The organism is Candidatus Methylobacter oryzae, from assembly GCF_003994235.2.
Classification (GTDB): Bacteria; Pseudomonadota; Gammaproteobacteria; order Methylococcales; family Methylomonadaceae; genus Methylobacter_A; species Methylobacter_A oryzae.
Genome location: NZ_RYFG02000073.1, coordinates 1 through 20,841 on the forward strand (window position 1 = coordinate 1; position 20,841 = coordinate 20,841).

Sequence of the window (20,841 nt, forward strand, 5' to 3'; positions counted from 1 at the left end):
TTGGCGCCTTGAGCACCAAGCAAATTACAGTGCTCAATCAGAGTTTTTTTACCGGCTTGACCAGCTCCGGCATTGCCGCGTTGTCGACCGCGGGCATTGCCGTCTTATCGACCGGTGTTATTGCGGCCTTATCGTCAACGCAGGTCGCGGCATTGAAAACGGCCCAAATAGCCGCTTTAAGGACGGCCCAAATCGGAGCCGTTGAAACTGGAGATATGGTTGCCTTAACTACGGCTCAAGCAGCGGCCTTGACGACCGCCGGCATTGCCCTGTTATCGACCGGTATTATTGCCGGCTTATCGTCAGCCCAGGTCGCGGCGTTGAAAACGGCGCAAATTGCCGCTTTAACGACGGCGCAAATCGGAGCCATTGAGACCGCGGATATTGGTGCATTGACCTCATCGCAAGCGGCGGCCTTGACGACAGCCGGTATCAATGCTTTAAAGACCGCTCAAATCGCTGCTTTGACGTCAAGTCATGTTGGTGCATTGCGATCCGCGCAGATAGTTGCATTGACGAGTATTCAATTTAGCGCAATCGCAACGGCCAATATTCCGGCTTTGAGTCCCAGTGCGATTACTGCGCTTACGACAGCCGATATACAAGTTTTGACAGTAGGCGAGGTTCGGTTATTGAAGACCAGTCAGATCGCTGCATTAACTACCACTCAAATTGCAGCCATGACGTCGGCCCAAGCTTTTGTGCTGACCGCTACTCAGCTCCATGCCATGTCAATCGCCCAGCTGGAAATATACTTAACGCTAATGGGTACTCCTATTGTTTTGGATTTGAACGGCGACGGCGTCCAAACGCTTAGCATTGGATCGGGTACTCAGTTCGACTTATATGCAACAGGCCGAAAACTTCAGACAGGATGGGTTTCTCCGACAGATGGAATTTTAGTGTTGGACCATAATCATGACGGCATCATCCAGGACGGTTCCGAGCTTTTCGGCAACGCGACAATACTTGCTAACGGCCGGAAAGCCAAGGATGGTTATGAAGCTCTGCGCGGTCTGGATAGCAACGGCGATAATGCAATCACTGAAGCGGACGCGCAATGGGCTAATCTGAAGGTCTGGGTAGATAAAAACTCAGACGGGATTAATCAGGATGACGAAATGTCTGCACTTGAGTCTTTGAACATCACCAGACTTGATTTAAATGCAGAAGCGGCTCTTTCCAAGAATAACGGTAATTTGCTTGGCTTGACTTCAAGCTATCGTACTGCCGATGGGGTTGACCACGCTATGGCCGACGTCTGGTTCATTACCGATAAGAATCAGGCGGTTGACGAGACGGGACTAGGCGGACAGACATCTACGGATAATTTACAAATGCAAGTCAGTCAATTGGCCCAGGCGATCTCATCATTTGCCGATTTGCAAAACGCGACTTTAGAAAATACGGCCGACTCGATGCCCATTCTAAGTCGCAGTCCGCAAATAACGTCCATTGCCGGAAGTCAGGCGGAAATAGCCCGGACATTGAAACAGTTAAATGCTGACGGAAACCTGATTGTTAATCCGGGTCAAAAGGTCAACGAGCTTCAAGTGTGCGTCAATGGGCAATCGTTAGTGACAAATAGCGAAGACCCTGAAAAGACTGCTTTAGCTATCGTGGTCGGTACTCCGCTGTTACCCGGATAGTTTAATACCGGCCGTTGTGAACTGTTTGGCGGATAGCATAGGCGTTATCCGCCAAAGAAGGCTTATTAATGTCCATCAACCGGCCCTCAACGCAATTGAGTCCGCGTATCTTGCCAATTAGCCGCCTGAGCGTTCGGGCCTGTTTTTTGAACCAGCCGCAAGTGCCTGTCCAAAATGCTGAGGGGAAAAATCCGGCCAATATTCATCCCTAACGTAGAAATCGGCATAGACCGATTGCACCGGCAGAAAATTAGGAGATAGGGCGTGATTTATCGGTCGGTCTTGGTTGCCCCATTTCAGCCGTTACCGGCATGATGAAACCGAAATAAGCGGCTGCCGCAGCTGTCAGTAAATGTAACCAGACATCATGGCTGAAAAGAGGAACCAGTCCAAAGAGTGTGTTCAACGCCGGAATGAGCCCAAATACGCCAAGTACGGCATAGATAACGGCGAGGCTGCGAGAGTAAACACGAGAACCGTCCAGGTCCCGGTAAACCAAAATACCCCATGCGCCAAGGATCAGATGCACGATGTTATGCAGGGAATTGACGGGGAACATCCCAAACAGCAAGCCATACGGCGTTGTCATGGCCGGAGCGTTTGCGGAGGGAGCCGACATTAGGGCAGGAAAAAAACCTAATATGCCGACAATAAAATAAATAACGCCCATGGATAGGGCAAATATACGTATGTTCATCGTTGCCTCCAGTTAATTTAAAAAATTGTCGATATAAATTGGAAAAGCTATTCCACCGAGTTCATATCCTTATCCATTTCCTTCGCCGCATTAATGCCATCTATGCGCTTGCAGATCCTTTAGCCTAATGCGGTTGTATCCATGCCGGCCTTTTTTCCTTGACGAAAATCTTGTCTTCTTCCTTTTACGCGTCATCCGTTCCGGAGCGTAATGGTTACCGCCTTCAGGAATTTAGGCTTATTCATTCAATAATTTTTGTAACTATTCAGCACATAGAGAAATGGAACGCGGGATAGGGCGGACTTACACGGATTTTTAATCCAAACCAAGTCTGATCGCGCTTTTAAAATCGGTGATTATCCGTTCAATCCGTGTTCTATTGGGAATACGGTGAATAGTTATTAACTTTTTACTTTTTCGCGATTATTAATAACTAAAACAATACGATTAACCGGCTGGAACGTCTGTGCGTTGGCGTACAAAATAGTTCACGGCGTAAATAGATAAGCGCGGATAAATATAAGGAAATAAAATCCGTTTAAATCCGTTTGGTCCGTGTTCTATTTTTCCGGCTGTTTCCGTGGTGAGTATCACGCAACCAGTACACTGCCGTAATAGCCCTTGGCCTGGTACGCTACGAGAACCTCTTTACCGACTTTATAGCCGCGTCCGGTCCGCGCTAGCGCGACACACGCACCGCCGAATTCGGCTCCGGTCAGACGGGCGCCGTAGACGTCGGGATGCTTTTGCAGCAGCTCCACCAGGCAATCGAGCTCAGGAACCGAAACCTCGAAATCATCTCGCAGACTGGCATGGGAGGCATTCATTAACTTGCCGAACTCGACCGCGGAAACGCCGGACACCGCATCAAGCACGCGCCGGTTTTCGGTCACGACATGGCGAACCCTGCGGTTCAGCGGTTCCGGCAGAACGTTCGCCGTTGCGGCATCGCGGACGTCGCGAAGCGCGACAACGCCTAACCGGCGGGACGCTTCTTCGCATTCCGCTCGCCGTTGGTTATAAGCGCTGCCGGCAAGACGGCATGGCACTCCGCTGTCCAGCACGACCAGTTCGCTATGCTCGGGGAGCGGCAACAGCCGACGTTCCAGCGTTCGCGTGTCCAGGAACAGCATATGCCGCTCATCGGCCAGGCTGGCCGCCATCTGGTCCATAATGCCGCAACGCACTCCGGCGAAACGGATCTCCGCCTGTTGGGCCAGAAGAGCAATATTCACATCGTTCACGGCAATATGGAACAATTCGCGTAAGCCGCGTAGCGCCGCCACCTCCAGCGCCGCGCTGCTGGACAGTCCCGCGCCGATCGGCACGTCCGAACGGACCAGCAGATTGACCGGGGTGACCACGTTAACCACTTCTTCGCGCAATACTTCGAAGCACCCCGCCAGATAAGCGGCAAAACCCGACGGAAAGACGCCGCCCGCACGGTACTGCACAAGCCCTTCCATATTCATCGAACGAAACCGGCTCCATTCGTCGGGGCTTCGGGATAATTCCACCTGCGTGCGCTGCGGGATAGCGATAGGCAGCACGTAGCCGTCATTGTAATCGGTGTGCTCTCCGAGTAGGTTGACCCGCCCCGGCGCACTGGCTTCGACTTCCGGCTGGACGCCGAAGATGTCTTCAAATTCAGAGATTTTAAGTTCAGGGTAACTCACAAGAGGGTCTCCATTGCTTGCAACTCCAGCAAACGTTGATTATTTTCTATTTCGGAGCGGCCCCCCACCAACGGTGCCGCCGGCTTCCAGCAGCGGAATCCTGCGAGTGGAAAGCCGCCGACAGTCCGGCCGTGGCGGCAAACTGCTGTGTAGAGTCGGATTTGTCCTGGCTGGGGACTATCTGCGGTCTGTACCGGTTGCGCGAGGCTATTTATCCGGCCGCGGGACAGAATAGGGTTTCCCGGCCCTAGCGTCTGTACGATGACGCACACAAACCTACGGCTTGTAAAACGATGAAAGCTTGGATTGTTGCTATTTTGCGGAATGATGAAGATTAAGTTATGCGATAATTACCTATTAAAGTTGAGTTGAGCAGCTTGTTTGTTCAAACCCTACTTATGCCCTTTGGGTAAAAATAATGTATCTACTCACCTCTTTGAAATGGGGTGTAGGCAGTTGATTGCAAAGGGCGCGTGAATACATCCCTGTAGCTTTCTACAACATCCTTGTTGCGGAAGCCTTTTCAATCAACCGCCTACGCCCGTTAATTTTGATAGAGGGGAGTCCGATACAAAATAATAAAGTCTTATGACTCGCAAATAAGGAAACACCATGTTCTCATTACAAACTATCTTCGGTAAGGGCGATAAATTTTATGGATTGCTTGAAGACAGCGCTGAATCGGCGCGATCGTCGGCCAAAGCGCTGATCGAGCTTTTAAGCACGCCCGCGACGGAACAATCATTGGAAAAGTTTAAACAGGCGCGCCGCCGGGAAAAGGATCTGTTCGCGCAAATCAGCGAAGAGCTCGTTAATACTTTTGTGACTGTGCTTGATCGCGAGGATATTGAAGCTCTTAATAGCGCACTTTACAAAATCCCTAAAGTCGTCGAAAAGTTTGCGGAGCGGTACACGTTGGCTTTGGACCGTATTGAAGGAGTCGATTTCACCAGCCGCGCGGTGATGCTGGAACAGGCCTGCAAAGTCGTCGAGCAAATGGTCAGGTCATTACGTAAAGGCATGGATTTGGACGAGGTCAAGAAGTTAAACGACCAGTTACAAGCCATTGAAGCCGAAGCCGACAGCCAGATACTCGAGTTGTACCGGGACGTTTACGCCAATGAAACCGATCCGATCCGTTATTTAATAAAAATGAGTTTGTTTGAAATACTCGAAAAAGCGATTGACCGCTGCCGCGATGCCGGTAATGTCATCTACCATATCGTCCTGAAAAATTCATAAAGGGGCTGTCATGCTGACTTTGCTCTTGCTTGTCATTTTTGTAGCGCTGGTATTCGAGTTCATCAACGGTTTTCACGATACCGCGAATTCTATTGCCACGGTTGTCGCCACTAAGGTATTAACGCCGACGCAAGCAGTCGTGCTTGCCGCGGTGACCAATCTTACCGGCGCGCTGTCCGGCACTGCGGTGGCGAAAACCATTTCGTCGGGATTGGTGGATACCCACTTGGTGAACATCTCTTCCGAAGTCTTGATCTGCGCGTTGCTTGGCGCGATTATCTGGAATCTTATTACTTGGGCGTTAGGGCTGCCGTCTTCTTCGAGCCATGCCTTGATCGGCGGTTTATGCGGTGCGGCGCTGGCGGCCGGAGGCAATAACTTCGACGTGCTGATATGGTCGAAAACCGCAGCCGTGTGGACGGAAAATAAGGGCTTGTTTTGGAAGGTAGTAATTCCGATGATCAGTTCCCCGGTTGCCGGTTTTACTTTGGGCATTGTCATTATGGGCGTCTTGATGGCGATCATTAGCGGCATGAATTCCGCCGGCGGCGTTATGGCGCAAATGGCGCGTCCGAAATGGATTAATGCGGTGTTCGGCAAGGCGCAGCTTTTTTCGGCCGGTTACATGGGCTTTGCGCATGGCAGTAACGATGCGCAAAAAACCATGGGCATCATTGCCTTGGCTATTTTTGGCGCTAACAGCGCCGGCACGCTCGATCAATTGCCGCAGTGGGCCGAATTTTTACGGCCGGACGGCGGAGAAAAGGACATCGATACCTGGATCGCCGTCACTTGCGCTTTGATCATGGCACTGGGCACCGGAGTTGGCGGATGGCGGATTATCAAGACGCTCGGCCACAAAATGGTCAAGCTGCACCCGATAAACGGTTTTGCCGCCGAAACCAGTTCGGCAACAATTTTGCTGACCGCCGCGCATTTCGGTATGCCGGTTTCGACCACGCACAGCATTTCAACAGCAATTATGGGCGTAGGCTTTGCGAAGAATCCTCATGCGCTGAAACTTTCCGTTATTGAACGGATTGTCTGGGCCTGGGTCCTGACCATTCCGGCCGCGGCAGGCGTGTCGTGGGCAATGGTGAGTTTGTTATTGTTGCTGTAAATGTTTTAAATAGAACACGGATCAGACGGATTTACACGGATTTTTAGTTTCTCACGGCTTGCTTGCGTTTTTATACCCAAAGGGCATAAGTAGGGTTTGAGCGGACAAGCCGCTCAACTCAGCTTTAAATTCGTGCTTATCCATGTCATCCGTGTTCCATTCTCTATTCTCTAGTTACCGACTGTTACTATCTTCGCTTACCTTGACCCAAACCCGAAGAATTTCCGCCACGCTCCATGCCTGGGCGATGCACCCCCTCGGTGTAAATGAACCTTCGGCATCGAAAATCTCGCTGATCGAGCCGATACAGGCTTCGTGCAAATGCCTTTCCAACAAGCGTTTGAGATAGCCGCGCGCATCTTTGCGTTGCTCGGGATAAACGCGCAGCCAGGCATCGACGTAGGGACCGACTAGCCAGGGCCAAACCGTGCCTTGATGATAAGCCGCGTCGCGGGTGCGAAGGTCGCCGTGGTAATCGGCTTTGTAATCGGGATGGTCGGGCGATAGCGTGCGCAGGCCCACCGGCGTCAGCAACTTGTCCCTGACATTCTGGAGCACCGCTTGCCAGTACTGTTGATCCAGTACCGGATGGCATAGCGAAATTGAAAATAACTGGTTGGGCCGGCAGGCCGGATCGTTTTTGCCGTCTTCGCCATCGACTATGTCAAACAGCTGTCCTGTCTTTGCATTCCAAAATCGCTGGTTAAAGCTAAGCCGGGTCTTATCGGCGAGCTTTGCAATCTCGCCGACGTGTGTATTTAGATTTTCTTCGGTCAGCCATTTTTCCATGATGCGCAGTGCGTTGTACCATAAGGCGTTGATTTCAACTGCTTTGCCCCGGCGCGGCGTAACCACCCAATCGTCCAGTTTGGCGTCCATCCATGTCAGTGCGTAACGCGGGTCGCCTTGAACCAGCAGACTGTCGTCGGCATCGCAGTGAATGCCGAAGCGCGTGCCTTCAACGTGATGATCGACGATGTCCAGCAGCTTCGGCAGCAATTCCTTGAAGATGGCCCTGTCTCCGGTAATCTCGATATAACGGTCCAGCGCATGAAAAAACCATAGCGTCGCGTCGGCCGTGTAATAGACGCCCTCGCTTTCGCCTTCCGGGAACATGTTCGGTATCAGGCCGTCGCGCAGATGATAGGCGAACGTGCGCAGAATATGGCCGGCCTCGACATGCCGGCCGGCAATCAGCGCCAGGCCTTCCAGGCTGATCATCGTGTCCCGCCCCCAATCGGTAAACCAGTGGTAACCGGCGATCACGGTTCGGACATCGCCGCCGGTCGCACGGATGCGCGTCGTTTCGACAACACGTTTGGTCGGCGCGACGATAAACTGGTCGGCGGCCAATACCAATTGCTGGGCCATGCCTTGATGCAATTCCGGACGCGCCGCGCTCATTAAGCGCTGACGCCGTTCTATTTCAGCCTGGAATACTTCGGCCGGGGACAGTGCCAGTACGCTTTCCCAGTTTTCAGTCGAAGCGATAAAGGTTGCATCTTTGCTAGGGGAAAGGTCGACGCGAAAATAGCCGGGACTCCATAGATCGCCCTCGGCGCCGTAGCCTCTTTGTTTTTCTATGCGATACAGAATGTCGGTGAAGCGTTTGGTTTCAATCGTGAATGCCGGGCTGTCGCCATCCATAAACAGCCGCAACGGCGGAATCGAAAGCCCATGAATTTCCAAGCGTCCGTCCGAGGCTTGAAGGTCGTAGGAAGTGGCAGGCAAGCCTTCGTCCAACGCCGCATTATGGGGACGAAAATGCACGGCCACCCGAATCTTAAGCCGCACCGGCCCTTTTCCTGAAACCAAGCGGTAGCCGATATGCACCGTGTTGCTCATATAGGGCATCAGTATCCACTTTTCAATCACATGATTTTGCAGTTCATAGCGCCATACCGGCACGCCGTAGTCGAGCCGAAACTCCCGCAGGCTGGACATGCCGTACAGTTCCAACGTGCCGTCCGCCGATTCGATGCCGCCTATTTTCTGGACGCTGCCGTCGGGAAAGCGCACCAGCTCACTGAGCTGGTTAAGCATTGCGTAGCGGCCCAAAGGGTCGGGATGGGCAACGGTTAAAAAACTGTGGAAACGGCGCGTCGGTACGCCGGACAGTGTACCTGTCGCATAGCTGCCGAGACCGTTCGTGACTAACCATTCGTGCTTGATTAATGCTTCCTGCTCAGCGGGATCGCCGGTCCATTGGGTGCGGATAACAAGATCATTGTTCATGATTGACGGCTTCCTTTGTTGGGTTGACAGGAGTTAGAACGACAGCGGATTCGCCTTGGATATGCCAATTGCCTTTCCGCGGCCAGGGCGGCATGCCCATGCCGCCGTAACAAGGATCTTCGCTGGCCCACATCACGTCCCAAATACAATCCTTAGGCGGAGCCAATAACGGCTCGGGGGCCGGAACCAAGTGAATGTCGCGGCTCAGGTTGATCAACAACAGGCGGTCGTCGCCGGGATTTTCGCCGAAAAAACGTATCGCGAACGCATCGGCATTTAACACCGCGCCTTCGATACGGCAGCTTTGCTGGCTGGCTTGAAACACCGGATCGTTACGGCGAAGTTTTAACAAGTCGCGATGCAGCGCATATTCTTCCTTATGCAGATAGCGGTCGTCCAAATTCAGTTTCGAGTGCGTGAACGTCAGCGGATCGCCGGGGTCCGGCAGCCGGGCCTGCATTTCGGGCGTTGCCAGCGAACGGAATTGGGCCAGGAACTGTGAGCGTCCCCGTGCGACCAAATAGGCGATTTCATCTTTATGGTCGGCAAAATAAAAGAACGGGCTGGTGGCCGCGAATTCCTGGCCTTGAAACAACATAGGCGTTTGCGGAGCCAACAGGAACAGGGCGGTCAGCGCCCGATAGCGGTTGGGGCTGGTCAGTAAGTGGATGCGTTTGCCGCTGCCGGAATTGGCGAGTTGATCGTGATTTTGTATGAAGTTGATAAATTTGGCCGGAAGCATGTCCAGCCCAGGAGTGCCGCGCGTTTTGTTTTGCCAGGAATACCATTGGCCTTGGTATAAAAAGCCGCGCTTCAACGTGGAGACGAATTCCTGGGCGGTGCCACGGTAGTCGCTGTAGTAAGCATCGGCCCGGCCCGTCATCGCGACCATCGCGGCATGATGGAAATCGTCGTTCCATAACGCATCAATGCCGAAACCGCCATGCTCGGGCGGTCGTAACAATTTGGCGTCTTGCGGCTCATTCTCGCCAATAATAAAGGTGAGGCGGGGAGCCCCCGCGTCACGAATGGTCCGTACGATAGCGACAATGATGTTTTCGGCGGAACTGTCGAAAATCTGCTGCGTCGCGTCAATGCGCAGGCCGTCAAGATGAAACTCTTGAATCCAGTAAGCGCTGTTGGCGAGCACATAATCGCGTACCGGGCCTGAGTCCGGGCCGTCGAAATTCAGCGCGTCGCCCCACTCGCACTCATAACGGGTAGTGAAATATTTGGTTGAGAATTTTCCCAGATAGTTGCCGTCCGGACCCAAATGGTTATAAACAACGTCCAGGATAACGCCTAGCCCCACCGCGTGAGCCTGGTTAACAAAATACCGGAATTCGTCCGGAGTGCCGTAAAGCCGTGTCGGCGCGAACAAATTGACGCCGTCGTAACCCCAGCCGAAACGGCCCGGAAAATCGGCTACCGGCATGATTTCCAGCACTGTTACGCCCAGTGCTGCGAGTTCGGGCAGTTCCTTGGCGGCGGCGAGCCAGGTGCCTTCACGAGTGAACGTGCCGATATGCATTTCGTAAATAACCTGGCCCTGGGCTTTAACTCCCGGCCAATTAGCGTCCGTCCATGCAAACGTTAACGCGTCGATAACTTGCGATGGCCCGTGCGGGCCTTGGGGCTGGAAACGCGAGGCGGGGTCAGGGTAGGGCTGTGAGTCATCGTCGAGCAGGAAACGATACAAAGCTCCTACGACAGCCTGCTCGCAAATTGCCGAAAAATAACCATTGTCTTCATTTTGCAGTTCGACTTCGACAGGTGGGAAAGTTGGATCGATATTTTCACCTTGATGATTCAAGGCCAGCTTGACTGTTTTTCTCTGAGGTGCCCAGACGCGAAAATGCACGCCTCCGGGCATTCGCTCCGCGCCAACCGGAAACCGGCGGGCATTGACTAATTCGCTAGCTGTCTGTTCGATCATCGTTATTGTTCCAAGTAAGCTACTAAAAATTAAAATATGGCTATTTCAAATTCTTACTGCACTTTAGAAACTCAGGGAGCCGATCATTTTGCCGATAGACCAATAAAACTTAGAGCTGAACCAATATAGTATTGGTTAGCTTAAGGCGATATTAAAAACGGACGGAATAGACGGGTATCGTGTTTTCGCGAACACTGGCCTGTTGAGAAAGGGGGCTTACTAATTTGTGATGTTGATTTTTATCATGAAAATAGAATACAGATGACACGGATAGGCGACGATAAAATCAAATCCGTGTAAATCCGTCTAATCAGTGGCATCCGTGTTCTATTATCAAAAAAACTTTTGTGGCTTTCGTCGAAATACTGAATATCAAATCAGCCTTGCGTTAACCGGACTTCCGCTTCATGGTATTTTGCCGCGCAGTATCCGGCCACTTCAGCCGGTAAATGCGGGCCTGGCGAGGTTTTGTCCCAGTCCAGCGTTTCCAGGTAATCGCGGACATATTGCTTGTCGAAACTGGGCGGGCTGATGCCTACCCGGTATTGATCGGCAGGCCAGAATCTTGACGAATCAGGAGTTAAAGCCTCGTCGATCAGGTATAAAACGCCGTTATCGTCGACGCCGAATTCGAATTTGGTGTCGGCAATAATAATGCCTCGTTCCTTGGCATAGGCAGCGGCTTCTTTGTACAGTCTCAGGCTCGCGTCGCGGACTTTTTCGGCCAACTCTTGTCCCATCAATTCAACGGTTCTTTCAAAAGAAACGTTCTCATCGTGGTCGCCCACTTCGGCTTTGGTGGACGGCGTGTAAATCGGTTCGGGCAATTGCTGTGCTTGGTGTAAGCCTTCGGGTAGTTTAATGCCGCAGACCGCTCCGGATTTTTGGTAATCTTTCCAGCCGGAGCCGATCAGGTAGCCGCGCACAATCGCTTCAACCGGCAATGGTTTCAGTAATTTGACGACGATAGCCCGGCCTTCGATTTGCGCGCGTTCGGCCGCGTCGGGAACAACCTGTTCCAGCGGAATATCGGCCAAATGATTGGGCATCACATGCTCCATTTTTTTGAACCAAAAATTCGACACATTGGTTAAAACACGGCCCTTGCCGGGAATCGGATCGGGCAAAATTACATCGAATGCGGACAGCCGATCAGTGGTCACAATCAGCATGTGCTTGTCGTCAATGTCGTAAATATCCCGTACTTTGCCGCGCGCGCGGAGCTTTAAAGACGACAGTGTTGATTGGTATAGAGCTTCTGGAGCGGTCATTAGGTTCTCGCTTGGTGTCAAATAGAATAATTTTACCAGATTCTAAAAACCGCAGTCGGATCGCGTGGCGGCTATTCCATTGCGGTTTATAGATAATATTTCTAGCGGAACATATCCTTGTTAACGGCTTTTTCCATCGCTGTTTTGGCGGTAATCAGGCCCTTATCAACCAGATCCTTCAAATTCTGGTCCAGCGTCTGCATGCCGTCCTTGCGTCCGGTTTGGATCGCCGAATACATTTGCGCCACTTTGGCTTCGCGAATCAGGTTCCGGATAGCCGCCGTGCCGACCATGATTTCATGCGCAGCGACGCGGCCGCCGCCGATTTTTTTCAGCAGGGTTTGCGAGATAACGGCCTGTAACGATTCGGAAAGCATGGCCCTGACCATTTCTTTTTCTTCTGCAGGAAACACGTCAATGATACGGTCGATCGTTTTCGCGGCCGAGGTCGTATGCAAGGTGCCGAACACAAGGTGACCGGTTTCCGCGGCCGACATGGCCAGCCGGATCGTTTCCAGGTCGCGCATTTCGCCGACCAGGATAATATCGGGATCTTCCCGCAATGCCGAGCGCAAAGCTTCATTAAAGCCGTGGGTGTCGCGGTGGACTTCCCGTTGGTTGATCAGGGATTTCTGGCTTTCGTGGACAAATTCGATAGGGTCTTCGACGGTCAGGATGTGCGCGTAATCGTTGGTATTAATATGATTGATCATCGCTGCCAGCGTAGTCGATTTGCCGGAACCGGTCGGTCCGGTCACCAGAATCAGGCCGCGCGGCTTTTTGCATAATTCTTCAAAAAATTTCGGCGCTTTCAGGTCTTCCAGGCTTAAGATTGTTGAAGGAATGGTCCTGAATACCGCGCCCGCGCCGCGGTTTTGGTTAAACGCATTCACACGGAAGCGGGCGACACCGGGCAGTTCAAACGAAAAATCGGTTTCCAGGAATTCTTCATAGTCCTTGCGCTGCTTGTCGTTCATGATGTCGTAAATCAGCGCATGCACTTCCTTATGGTCCAAGGCGGGGATATTGATCCGCCGAATATCGCCGTCAACCCGAATCATAGGCGGCAGTCCCGCCGATAAATGTAAATCCGACGCTTTGTTTTTAGCTGAGAAAGCCAGTAATTCGGCAATATCCATAACATCCTCTTGAAGACAAAAATAAAATGATCTTTATAGCATAGATCATGTTTTTGTTTTTTGAATGCGGCTTGTTGTGTTAGTTTTTAGCGATTGTGTTACTTAATAACCGGTAGACCATGACAACAATCGCTCAAAGACTCAAACAGATACGTTCGCAAATCAGCGCGGCGGAACTCGCCTACAATCGCCGGCCGGGCGCTGTGCTGTTGCTGGCCGTCAGTAAAACCAAGCCGGCCGAAGATATTGCCGCCGCCTATCAAGCCGGGCAGCGCCATTTCGGCGAAAATTACCTGCAGGAAGCTTTAAAAAAGCAGCAGGAACTGGGAGCTTACGATATTACCTGGCACTTTATCGGCCCAATACAGTCCAATAAAACCAAGCCGTTGGCGATGCATTTCGATTGGGTGCACAGTGTCGACAGCTTGAAAATAGCCGAACGCCTGAATGCTCAACGTCCGTCCGGCTTGCCGCCGTTAAATATTTGCCTGCAAGTCAATATCAGCGATGAACAGAGCAAGTCCGGCATTACGTTGGCCGAACTGCCGCAATTGTGCGAACAGGTTTCCCAGTTGCCCAATTTGAAGCTGCGCGGCGTGATGGCGATTCCTGCACCGCAACAGGATTTTGAGCTGCAACGCGAACCTTATAAAGCCCTGTACCGGGCTGTTGCGGAACTGCATCGGCCTGATCTGGATACTTTTTCGTTCGGCATGACCGGGGATTTAAAAGCCGCGATTGCCGAAGGCTCGACGATTGTCAGGATAGGTACTGCGCTGTTTGGCGAACGGGATTATTCCTAACCTCCAATTTTTGGGTTGAACCCCATTTAACTGTCCCGGATCGCGTTGTTTGTCTGCTTAGGATTACGCAAAGTTCAGTCTTAGCTTACATACGACAGTGATTTTTTGTTTCAAAATGCCGCGGTTGCTAAAAAGACGCGCAAAAGTTTAATCGGCGTTTGCGCTCTTCAATACGGGCCTGCGTATTCCGGTAATGACCTGGATTCGGAATATGGGCCCCACAAGCAACCGAAGCGGCAGCTGTTTTTAATTTATTAAGCATATCAATAAAAAGGCCGGACAATGATCCGGAAGGGAAAACCATGTTTAACAGCACCACCTTGGAAGTCGCAATCGGCCTGGCCTTTTGTTACGCTTCCGTAGCACTGATAGTCAGCTCCATCAACGAAGGCCTTGCATCGCTCCTTAAACTGCGTTCCAACTTACTGTTGGAAGGCGTCAAATCGTTACTTAACGATCCGAATTTTGAAGGGCTTGCGCTGAAGCTCTATAACCACGGCTTGGTGGGGCATTCCGACCAAGGCAACGCCAAGACCGAGCAAGACCTCAAAAATAAGCCTTCTTATATCGATCCGACGCATTTCGCTGTCGCCCTGATCGATAACATACAGACGATACCCGGCGATTTTGTTCAGCTTGGTCAGGACATCGACGCAATGCAGGATCCGCAATTGAAAAAGCTGCTGCAAGGCATATACGGACGCGCTTCCGGGAGTCTTGATAACGTCCATGTCGAATTGGCTGCCTGGTTTAATGCCAGCATGGATCGTTTATCGGGGAAATATAAGCGCCGCAGCCAACTTTATTGTTTCATCATCGCTTTGGTCATTGCGGCGCTGTTCAACGTCGATTCATTTTATTTATTCAAAACGCTTTGGCAGCATCCCGCCATTGCCGCAGGAATCGGTGTGGCAGATCATCCGACAGAAATTTCATGGCAAGAATTCATGTCCTTGCCGGTCGGTTGGCCGAGCGGTACATTTTCCATCATCAGCGGCATTCAAATTCTGGGCTGGTTGGTCACCGCATCGGCAACGCTTTTCGGCGCGCCGTTTTGGTTCGACTTTTTGCAAAAATTCGTCAGCTTACGGGGCGCGGGCAATAAACCGGGCGCTTAAGGGCGGCAAACTTCTCCCGTAGAATTAGGCTCAATCGGCGATTGAGCCAACGCAATTGTTAATTTAAACAAAGGAAAAATAATGTCTGATATAAAAACAGCCGTCAAAGCGGCGGCCTTGGCATTGGCAGTGGGTTCAAGCCTTTCGGCCCAGGCGGACGGCCAGCCCGGAAAGTTTGATTATTACCTGCTGACCTTGTCCTGGTCGCCGGAGCATTGCGCTAAAGCGAAGAACGACAAACTCCAGTGCGGCGATGGTGCTCATTATGGTTTCGTTGTGCACGGGTTATGGCCGCAATACGATAAAGGTTACCCCGACTCCTGCTCGATGACTCCCGCCGTTCCGAAAGCAGTCGTGCAGGAAATGCTTCCGGTCATGCCCAGCGAGAAGTTGATCCAGCACGAATGGGAAAAACACGGCACCTGTAGCGGGGAGACTGTCGGCAATTATTTCGGCCTGATCAAGAATACTTTCCAGACCATCAAAATTCCAGATGCTTTCGTGAACCCGAGCCGCCCGGTCAACACTTCGGCAGCGGATATTCGTCAAGCGTTCTTGAACTCGAATCCGAACTTGCAGATGGCCGTGGCCTGTAAAGGCCAATATCTGCAAGAAGTTCGTCTCTGCTTCGACAAACAAATGCATTCCACCGCATGCAGCAGTTATGTGAAGGATTATTGCTCGTCTTCGAACGTGATTGTGCGCCCGGTTCACTAACCGCCTCATAAGGAGAATGGCATGAATGCGAAAAAAATAATGATTATCCGCCACGCCGAAAAACCGGCCGATTCCGGTGCGCCGTTCGGCGTAGACATTAACGGTAACCAAAATCCTGAATCCTTGATTCCGCTTGGCTGGCAGAGAGCCGGGGCATTGGTGCCGTTCTTCGCGCCAACCGACGGCAAGCCGCAAAGTACCGGTATTGCGACGCCGCAATATCTTTACGCGGCTGGCGTCGGCAAGCACAGCAACAGCCTTCGCCCGCAGGAAACCATCACCCCGCTATCCGAAAAGCTCGGCATTAAGATTCATGACAAATACCTGAAAGAAGATCAAGCCGACATGATCAAGGACGCCATGGGGCGCGACGGCATCGTGCTGATTGCCTGGCAACACCAGGATATTCCCGGAATTGCCAACCTGATCCTCGGCAACAGCACCACCGCCCCGCAAACATGGCCCGGAGACCGCTTTGATGTGGTGTGGGTTTTCGATTGGCAAAACGATGCTTATGTATTTAGCCAAGTTCCCCAGCGTCTGTTGGCCGGGGATGGCGATAGCGTTATTTCGTCTAGTTGAGAGCAATATTGAAAAACATGGATAATATTTAAGATGGATACGTTTAATCAAAGTCCGCCAGTCCCTCCAGAAATTATTGATGCGGCACAAGATGGCTCTCTTGTTCTTTTTATCGGTGCCGGTATCTCTAGGTTAGTGGGTTGTCCATCTTGGGATGGATTTGCATGGCAAGTCTTGGAACAGTTAACTCCGAGTGCTATGAATTATCACGAGCAGAAATTGATTAGGTCCATTCCTGATCCTAGAAAGCAATTATCACTTGCTAAAATTATTGAAAATGATGCAGGTCAATCAAAAGTTGACTACCACGAAATTTTTGATAAACCACTATCAGAAGAAAATGTATATAAATATATCAATCAATATAGTTGTAGTTTTGTTACTACCAACTATGACAAGTTTATAAAGCCAGAGTATGTGAGAGGAAAGGCAGAGCAGAATTGGCGCTTTTATGAGCGCTCAGACTTATTAGCTTCAAAGCTTGATGTTAGGGGTAATGTCGTTCACCTACATGGCTGTATCGACAATCATAAAAGCATGGTTGTTACTACTAAAGATTATTTAAATCATTATTCTAGTAATGAAGTGCCTAAATTTTTGAAACATCTATTCTCGAAAAAAACAGTTCTATTTCTTGGTTATGGAATGGAAGAACTTGAAATACTTGAGTACGTCTTAAAAAGTTCCGACCAGCAGGGACAAGAGCAAAAGCGGTTGTTTATTTTGCAAGGTTCCTTTAACGCTGATTACTCTTTATTTGAAAAACTGAAAAAGTTCTATAACGAATCATTTAATGCTGAGCTTATTGGGTTCTCTCTCGACAAGAAAAATTATAATCAACAAGTCGAAATCATTAAGAAATGGGGAGAACAGCTTACATTTGGTGATCAGAGTCTAATAGATGAAGCCGCAGCCATGGAGGACGAGCTAAATGGTTAACCCTATTAATGTAAGTGAAAAAAGTGCACTGGAAAGAGCGGTTAAAAACCCTCCTCTGCTTCCTCTACTTGTCCAAAAGGTATCGGGTCGTGGTCTTCAATGGTTTGATGCGTTTGAAAATGCTGGATTACTAAAACCTGAAAAAAACCCTCAGCCAATCCAAACTGAAGAAGGTTATTTTAGAGTGCCTTCATGGATCATTGCTGAATATTTGGTTTCATCTTCCGAATTACTTAAGGAAGAACAATATGGCGACTATGCAGCAAGGTACATACAGCTAATACGAGATACAACGCAATATGCGATTCAGCATGAATTTGGCAACTATAGAACGTGGTGGCAATTCTCTAAGATATTGTGCAATGTACCGCCTAAGCTAATTGATATAGAAGATATCGAGTTAGTTGAATACTGGCTTAGTGACAAGTTTGAGTCAGGGATTCTACTAGAAGAGTTAGCCATTTGGATATTAAAGCTATCAGAAGATACTTCGGAGCATGCCAAACAACTTGTTACCGCTTTATTGGACAAGATATACATCTGCTCATATAAGCCGAAAAAATTTGGCTCTAAAGGTAGTATAGAAGCTGAATTCACGTATCGCTCTTATTCATTTCGTCAGTTCATCGAGAAGACAAGTTTCAAAGTAGGTCAAATAGTCGGTTTAAATGCAGTAACTATATTACAGCAGTGTTTAGAAGAGATATTAAAACGTCAGAATGACGATATGTACTCGACAATCTGGAGACCGGCGGTAGAAGAGCACTCACAAAATATCAGTCGTGAAGATGCTAACGGTCTAGTTTTAACTGCTTTCAGAGATGCATTAATGGGTTTTTGTTTGACTTCGTCAGAAGCGGCTGAAATCTATATTAAACAACTGCTTGCTGGGGATTATCAGGTAACAAAGCGTGTCGCCATATTTGTGCTTGGCGAATGTTTTGATGCTTGGGAGGAGCAAACTAACTCAATACTACTCAATCCTGACTTCTTTACATGTCACTATCAGCATGAACTATGGCATTTCTTAGCCAAGAATTTCAATAAGTTCACGCCTGAGCAAAAACAAAACGTCTTTAACATTATTGAGGTAATCAATATCACAGAAGAAGATAGTGATAAGTGTGATGAAGGAGCAACGGCTTTTCGGCAAATGATCTGGCTAACAGCGATTAAAGATCATGATGTGCAAGCGTTATCGTTATATAAACGTGCCTTTGCTATAACAAATCAAGAGCCGGTGCATCCTGATTTTTCAAGTTACATGTCTTCGGGCTGGGTGGAGCACAAAAGCGAAATGAGTGCGCTTGAGATGATATCTATTCCAACAAACGAACTTGTCAATGTTCTTAACTCATATGAGACGCCAATACGTCGATTTGATGGTCCAGACCTGGAAGGTTTGGCAAAGGAATTTCGAGCATACGTGAAGGCAAACCCTGCGAAAGTGATTGATGAGATAGAATTCTTAAAAAATTTAAAACTTATTTTTATATATGAGTTAATTGAAGCTTATTCTGAACTTTGGAGAAAAAAGGAAGAGCAGCAACTAGATTGGGATAAGGTTTGGCAGAATTTAATTTGCTTTTGTTCTGATTTAGTTTCTAGGAATGAATTTTGGAGTCAGGAAAACTCCAAAGAACAAAGTGCATTTGTAGCCAACCGGCATTGGGTTATCGGGTCAATTGGCTCATTCGTGGAATTAGGCTGCCAATCGGATGATCATGCGTTCAATATTAGCTTAATTGAGCCTGTTAAGGATCTGATGTGGAAGATATTATGCAAACAAGAAGGCAACGAATTTAAAGAGGATAGCGATGCCGTATCAGTTGCCATTAATAGCCCTCGAGGAAAATGTATCCAAGCACTCATTAATTTAGCATTGTATATGTGTCGGCAAGCCCAAAAAACCGGTGAATCCCATGAAGTTGCATGGTGGTGTTTCGAGCCAATCTTTGATCAAGAGTTACTTAAGGCTGAGAAAGGTGAATATGAGTTTGCCACGTTAGCTACTAACTATTTGGGTAATTTTCTTTACCTATCTAACAATTGGGTTATGACCAATTTGCCTAATCTTTTCTACCCGAAGAATAGACGAGGTTGGCTTTGTGCGATGCAAGGATATTCTTATGTTAACAAATTACAGACTGCCGTTTATGCATATTTAAAGAAGCAGGGACTATTGATTAAAGCCTTGGATGAGGAAATTTTGAGTGATAGGACAAAAGAGAGATTTATTCAGCTAATAGCCGTTTCTTATCTTCTGGGTATAGAGTCACTTGAGCAGGATAATTGTTTGATAAAGATTGTAATAGACCGACAGCGGCCAGATGAGCTGCGCCATCTAATAGGGTTTATTTGGTCTCAACGGGAACGTGATGGAAATAATGATGAGCTAGCTCAAAAAGTCTTTGCTCTATGGCCGCTGTTACTCGCATTAGTTGATACCGATAACTTGGAAGGAAAGAAGCTTGCCTCTCAACTATGTCATTGGGCTGTTTTTGTAACGAGATTAGAAAGCGAGCCACTCGCTTGGTTAACAAAAATTGCATCTTTCGCTGAAGTTGAATACAACGCATACGACTTGCTTATAAACTTAGCAAGGCTTAGTAAATCATATCCACTTGAGGCCGCAAAGGTTTGGCTAGCTATGCTTGAACTCCCTTCTTATGATTACCCTGAGGAATCCATTAGAGAGATACTAAGGAATGTTGAGAGCCAAGAATCTGGTAAATTTTTAGCGAATAATATTGTCGACAAATACTTAGAAAATGGGTATCAAAGACCGATGGATTGGTTGCGTGATATTAGAAAGAAATAAGGCACAGCATGGCATCCAGATATCGCCAGGAAAATAGTAATGCTATAGTCAAAAAAATTTAATCGTTTACACAGGAGCATCACCATGACCAGCACTATCCACGCCGAAATACCCGATCAGCTATGGCAACAAGCGCAATCATTGGTGCAACAAGGTTGGGCGAATAACTTGGAAGAGGTTGTCAATGAAGCCCTACGCCGCTACTTGGAATCGCATCAGGATGTCCTGACCGAAGCTTTCATCCAAGAAGATGTCGAATGGGGATTGCATGGCGATGACTAAATCCGCCTTGGTTGTCGCCGATGCAGGGCCGTTGATACATTTGGACGAACTTGCCGCATTGGACGTATTAAGCGATTACGAGGCGATTTTAGTACCCAATGCGGTTCGGCTTGAAGTGCGGCGTCATCGTCCTCTGGCATTGCAACAGGCTGACATTAAGCTGATTCGACAAGCGCCGCTACCCGCTTCCGCCAGAATTAACGCCCTGGCAGCCCTTTATACTTTGCATCATGGCGAACGTGAAGCACTTACTTTGTGTTTTAACCATAATATCAATCTGTTGATCACTGATGATACGGCGGCGCGTTTAGCCGCTAAAAACCTGAATATCTCAGCGCACGGCACATTAGGCTTGTTAATCCGTGCTGTTCGTCAACGTTTACGCACGCCCTCGGAAGTATTAGCGCTATTGGCTGCTATTCCTCAACAGACCTCATTACATATCCGCCCTAGCTTGTTGAGTGATGTAATCTTTCAGGTTAGAACTGAATGGGAAAATGAACTATGAATTGTAAGTTCTGTATCTAAGTGCGTGTTTTAAAAGTTTGATACCTTCCCCGAGGACAGCCTGGTCAGCATCAAATTAATCATGGCGATATGAACGAATGCTTTGC

Annotated in this window: 17 protein-coding genes and 1 pseudogene; 11 read left to right on the forward strand and 7 right to left on the reverse strand. The window is 49.2% G+C overall.

From position 1 onward, the window contains the following. Nucleotides 1-1,649: pseudogene (locus tag EKO24_RS22535) on the forward strand (hypothetical protein); the annotation flags it as partial. Nucleotides 1,650-1,766: 117 nt separating this feature from the next. Here the strand turns inward: EKO24_RS22535 and EKO24_RS23580 are convergent. The 3 genes from EKO24_RS23580 to galK form a co-directional block, all read right to left on the reverse strand. After that, nucleotides 1,767-1,889 carry a hypothetical protein gene (locus tag EKO24_RS23580; protein WP_206667230.1) on the reverse strand — a complete coding sequence of 41 codons (123 nt, stop codon included), beginning with the start codon at nt 1,887-1,889 and terminating at the stop codon, nt 1,767-1,769. A gap of 10 nt (nt 1,890-1,899) precedes the next feature. Further along, nucleotides 1,900-2,346, reverse strand: a complete 447-nt coding sequence (locus EKO24_RS07630) for a DUF4383 domain-containing protein (RefSeq protein ID WP_127029018.1) — start codon at nt 2,344-2,346, stop codon at nt 1,900-1,902. Between the two features lie 590 nt (nt 2,347-2,936). After that, nucleotides 2,937-4,022, reverse strand: a complete 1,086-nt coding sequence (gene galK / locus EKO24_RS07635) for a galactokinase (protein WP_241674430.1) — start codon at nt 4,020-4,022, stop codon at nt 2,937-2,939. A gap of 612 nt (nt 4,023-4,634) precedes the next feature. Between galK and EKO24_RS07640 the strand changes: the two genes are divergently transcribed. Together EKO24_RS07640 and EKO24_RS07645 are read left to right on the forward strand one after the other, a co-directional pair. Then, nucleotides 4,635-5,264: a DUF47 domain-containing protein gene (locus EKO24_RS07640; RefSeq protein WP_127029019.1), complete on the forward strand. Its 630-nt coding sequence runs from the start codon at nt 4,635-4,637 to the stop codon at nt 5,262-5,264. A gap of 10 nt (nt 5,265-5,274) precedes the next feature. After that, the gene (locus tag EKO24_RS07645) at nt 5,275-6,384 is read left to right on the forward strand and encodes an inorganic phosphate transporter (RefSeq protein WP_127029020.1); all 1,110 of its coding nucleotides are present in this window, start codon (nt 5,275-5,277) and stop codon (nt 6,382-6,384) included. Between the two features lie 174 nt (nt 6,385-6,558). On the opposite strand, the gene EKO24_RS07650 is transcribed toward EKO24_RS07645, so the two are convergent. The 4 genes from EKO24_RS07650 to EKO24_RS07665 form a co-directional block, all read right to left on the reverse strand. Beyond that, nucleotides 6,559-8,619 carry an amylo-alpha-1,6-glucosidase gene (locus EKO24_RS07650; protein WP_127029021.1) on the reverse strand — a complete coding sequence of 687 codons (2,061 nt, stop codon included), beginning with the start codon at nt 8,617-8,619 and terminating at the stop codon, nt 6,559-6,561. After that, nucleotides 8,609-10,555 carry a malto-oligosyltrehalose trehalohydrolase gene (gene treZ / locus EKO24_RS07655; RefSeq protein WP_127029022.1) on the reverse strand — a complete coding sequence of 649 codons (1,947 nt, stop codon included), beginning with the start codon at nt 10,553-10,555 and terminating at the stop codon, nt 8,609-8,611. The genes EKO24_RS07650 and treZ overlap by 11 nt, the downstream gene beginning before the upstream one ends. Nucleotides 10,556-10,932: 377 nt before the next feature. After that, on the reverse strand, nt 10,933-11,826 hold the full coding sequence (locus tag EKO24_RS07660) for a phosphoribosylaminoimidazolesuccinocarboxamide synthase (protein WP_127029023.1): 894 nt from the start codon (nt 11,824-11,826) through the stop codon (nt 10,933-10,935). A 101-nt stretch (nt 11,827-11,927) separates the two neighbouring features. Next, nucleotides 11,928-12,965 (reverse strand): type IV pilus twitching motility protein PilT, encoded by a 1,038-nt coding sequence (locus tag EKO24_RS07665; protein ID WP_127029024.1) that lies wholly within the window; start codon nt 12,963-12,965, stop codon nt 11,928-11,930. Between the two features lie 119 nt (nt 12,966-13,084). Here EKO24_RS07665 and EKO24_RS07670 point away from each other — a divergent pair, with 119 nt between their 5' ends. The 8 genes from EKO24_RS07670 to EKO24_RS22840 all read left to right on the forward strand — a co-directional run bounded on the left by EKO24_RS07670 (nt 13,085) and on the right by EKO24_RS22840 (nt 20,735). Further along, nucleotides 13,085-13,768 (forward strand): YggS family pyridoxal phosphate-dependent enzyme, encoded by a 684-nt coding sequence (locus EKO24_RS07670; RefSeq protein ID WP_127029025.1) that lies wholly within the window; start codon nt 13,085-13,087, stop codon nt 13,766-13,768. Between the two features lie 302 nt (nt 13,769-14,070). Next, entirely contained in the window at nt 14,071-14,886 is an 816-nt protein-coding gene (locus EKO24_RS07675; RefSeq protein ID WP_127029026.1) for a hypothetical protein, read from the forward strand. Between the two features lie 81 nt (nt 14,887-14,967). Beyond that, nucleotides 14,968-15,603 (forward strand): ribonuclease T2 family protein, encoded by a 636-nt coding sequence (locus EKO24_RS07680; RefSeq protein ID WP_127029027.1) that lies wholly within the window; start codon nt 14,968-14,970, stop codon nt 15,601-15,603. 21 nt (nt 15,604-15,624) lie between these two features. Continuing rightward, a complete protein-coding gene (locus EKO24_RS07685) occupies nt 15,625-16,185 on the forward strand; it encodes a hypothetical protein (protein WP_161990584.1) in 561 nt (186 codons plus the stop codon). A gap of 33 nt (nt 16,186-16,218) precedes the next feature. Beyond that, on the forward strand, nt 16,219-17,124 hold the full coding sequence (locus EKO24_RS07690) for an SIR2 family protein (RefSeq protein WP_127029028.1): 906 nt from the start codon (nt 16,219-16,221) through the stop codon (nt 17,122-17,124). Next, a complete protein-coding gene (locus EKO24_RS07695) occupies nt 17,117-19,945 on the forward strand; it encodes a hypothetical protein (protein WP_127029029.1) in 2,829 nt (942 codons plus the stop codon). The genes EKO24_RS07690 and EKO24_RS07695 overlap by 8 nt, the downstream gene beginning before the upstream one ends. Before the next feature lie 84 nt (nt 19,946-20,029). Further along, nucleotides 20,030-20,227, forward strand: a complete 198-nt coding sequence (locus tag EKO24_RS07700) for a CopG family transcriptional regulator (RefSeq protein ID WP_127029030.1) — start codon at nt 20,030-20,032, stop codon at nt 20,225-20,227. Next, complete coding sequence (locus tag EKO24_RS22840) at nt 20,220-20,735, forward strand: PIN domain-containing protein (protein ID WP_241674431.1); 516 nt, start codon at nt 20,220-20,222, stop codon at nt 20,733-20,735. Before EKO24_RS07700 ends, EKO24_RS22840 begins: the two co-directional genes overlap by 8 nt. The last annotated feature ends 106 nt before the right edge of the window (nt 20,736-20,841 follow it).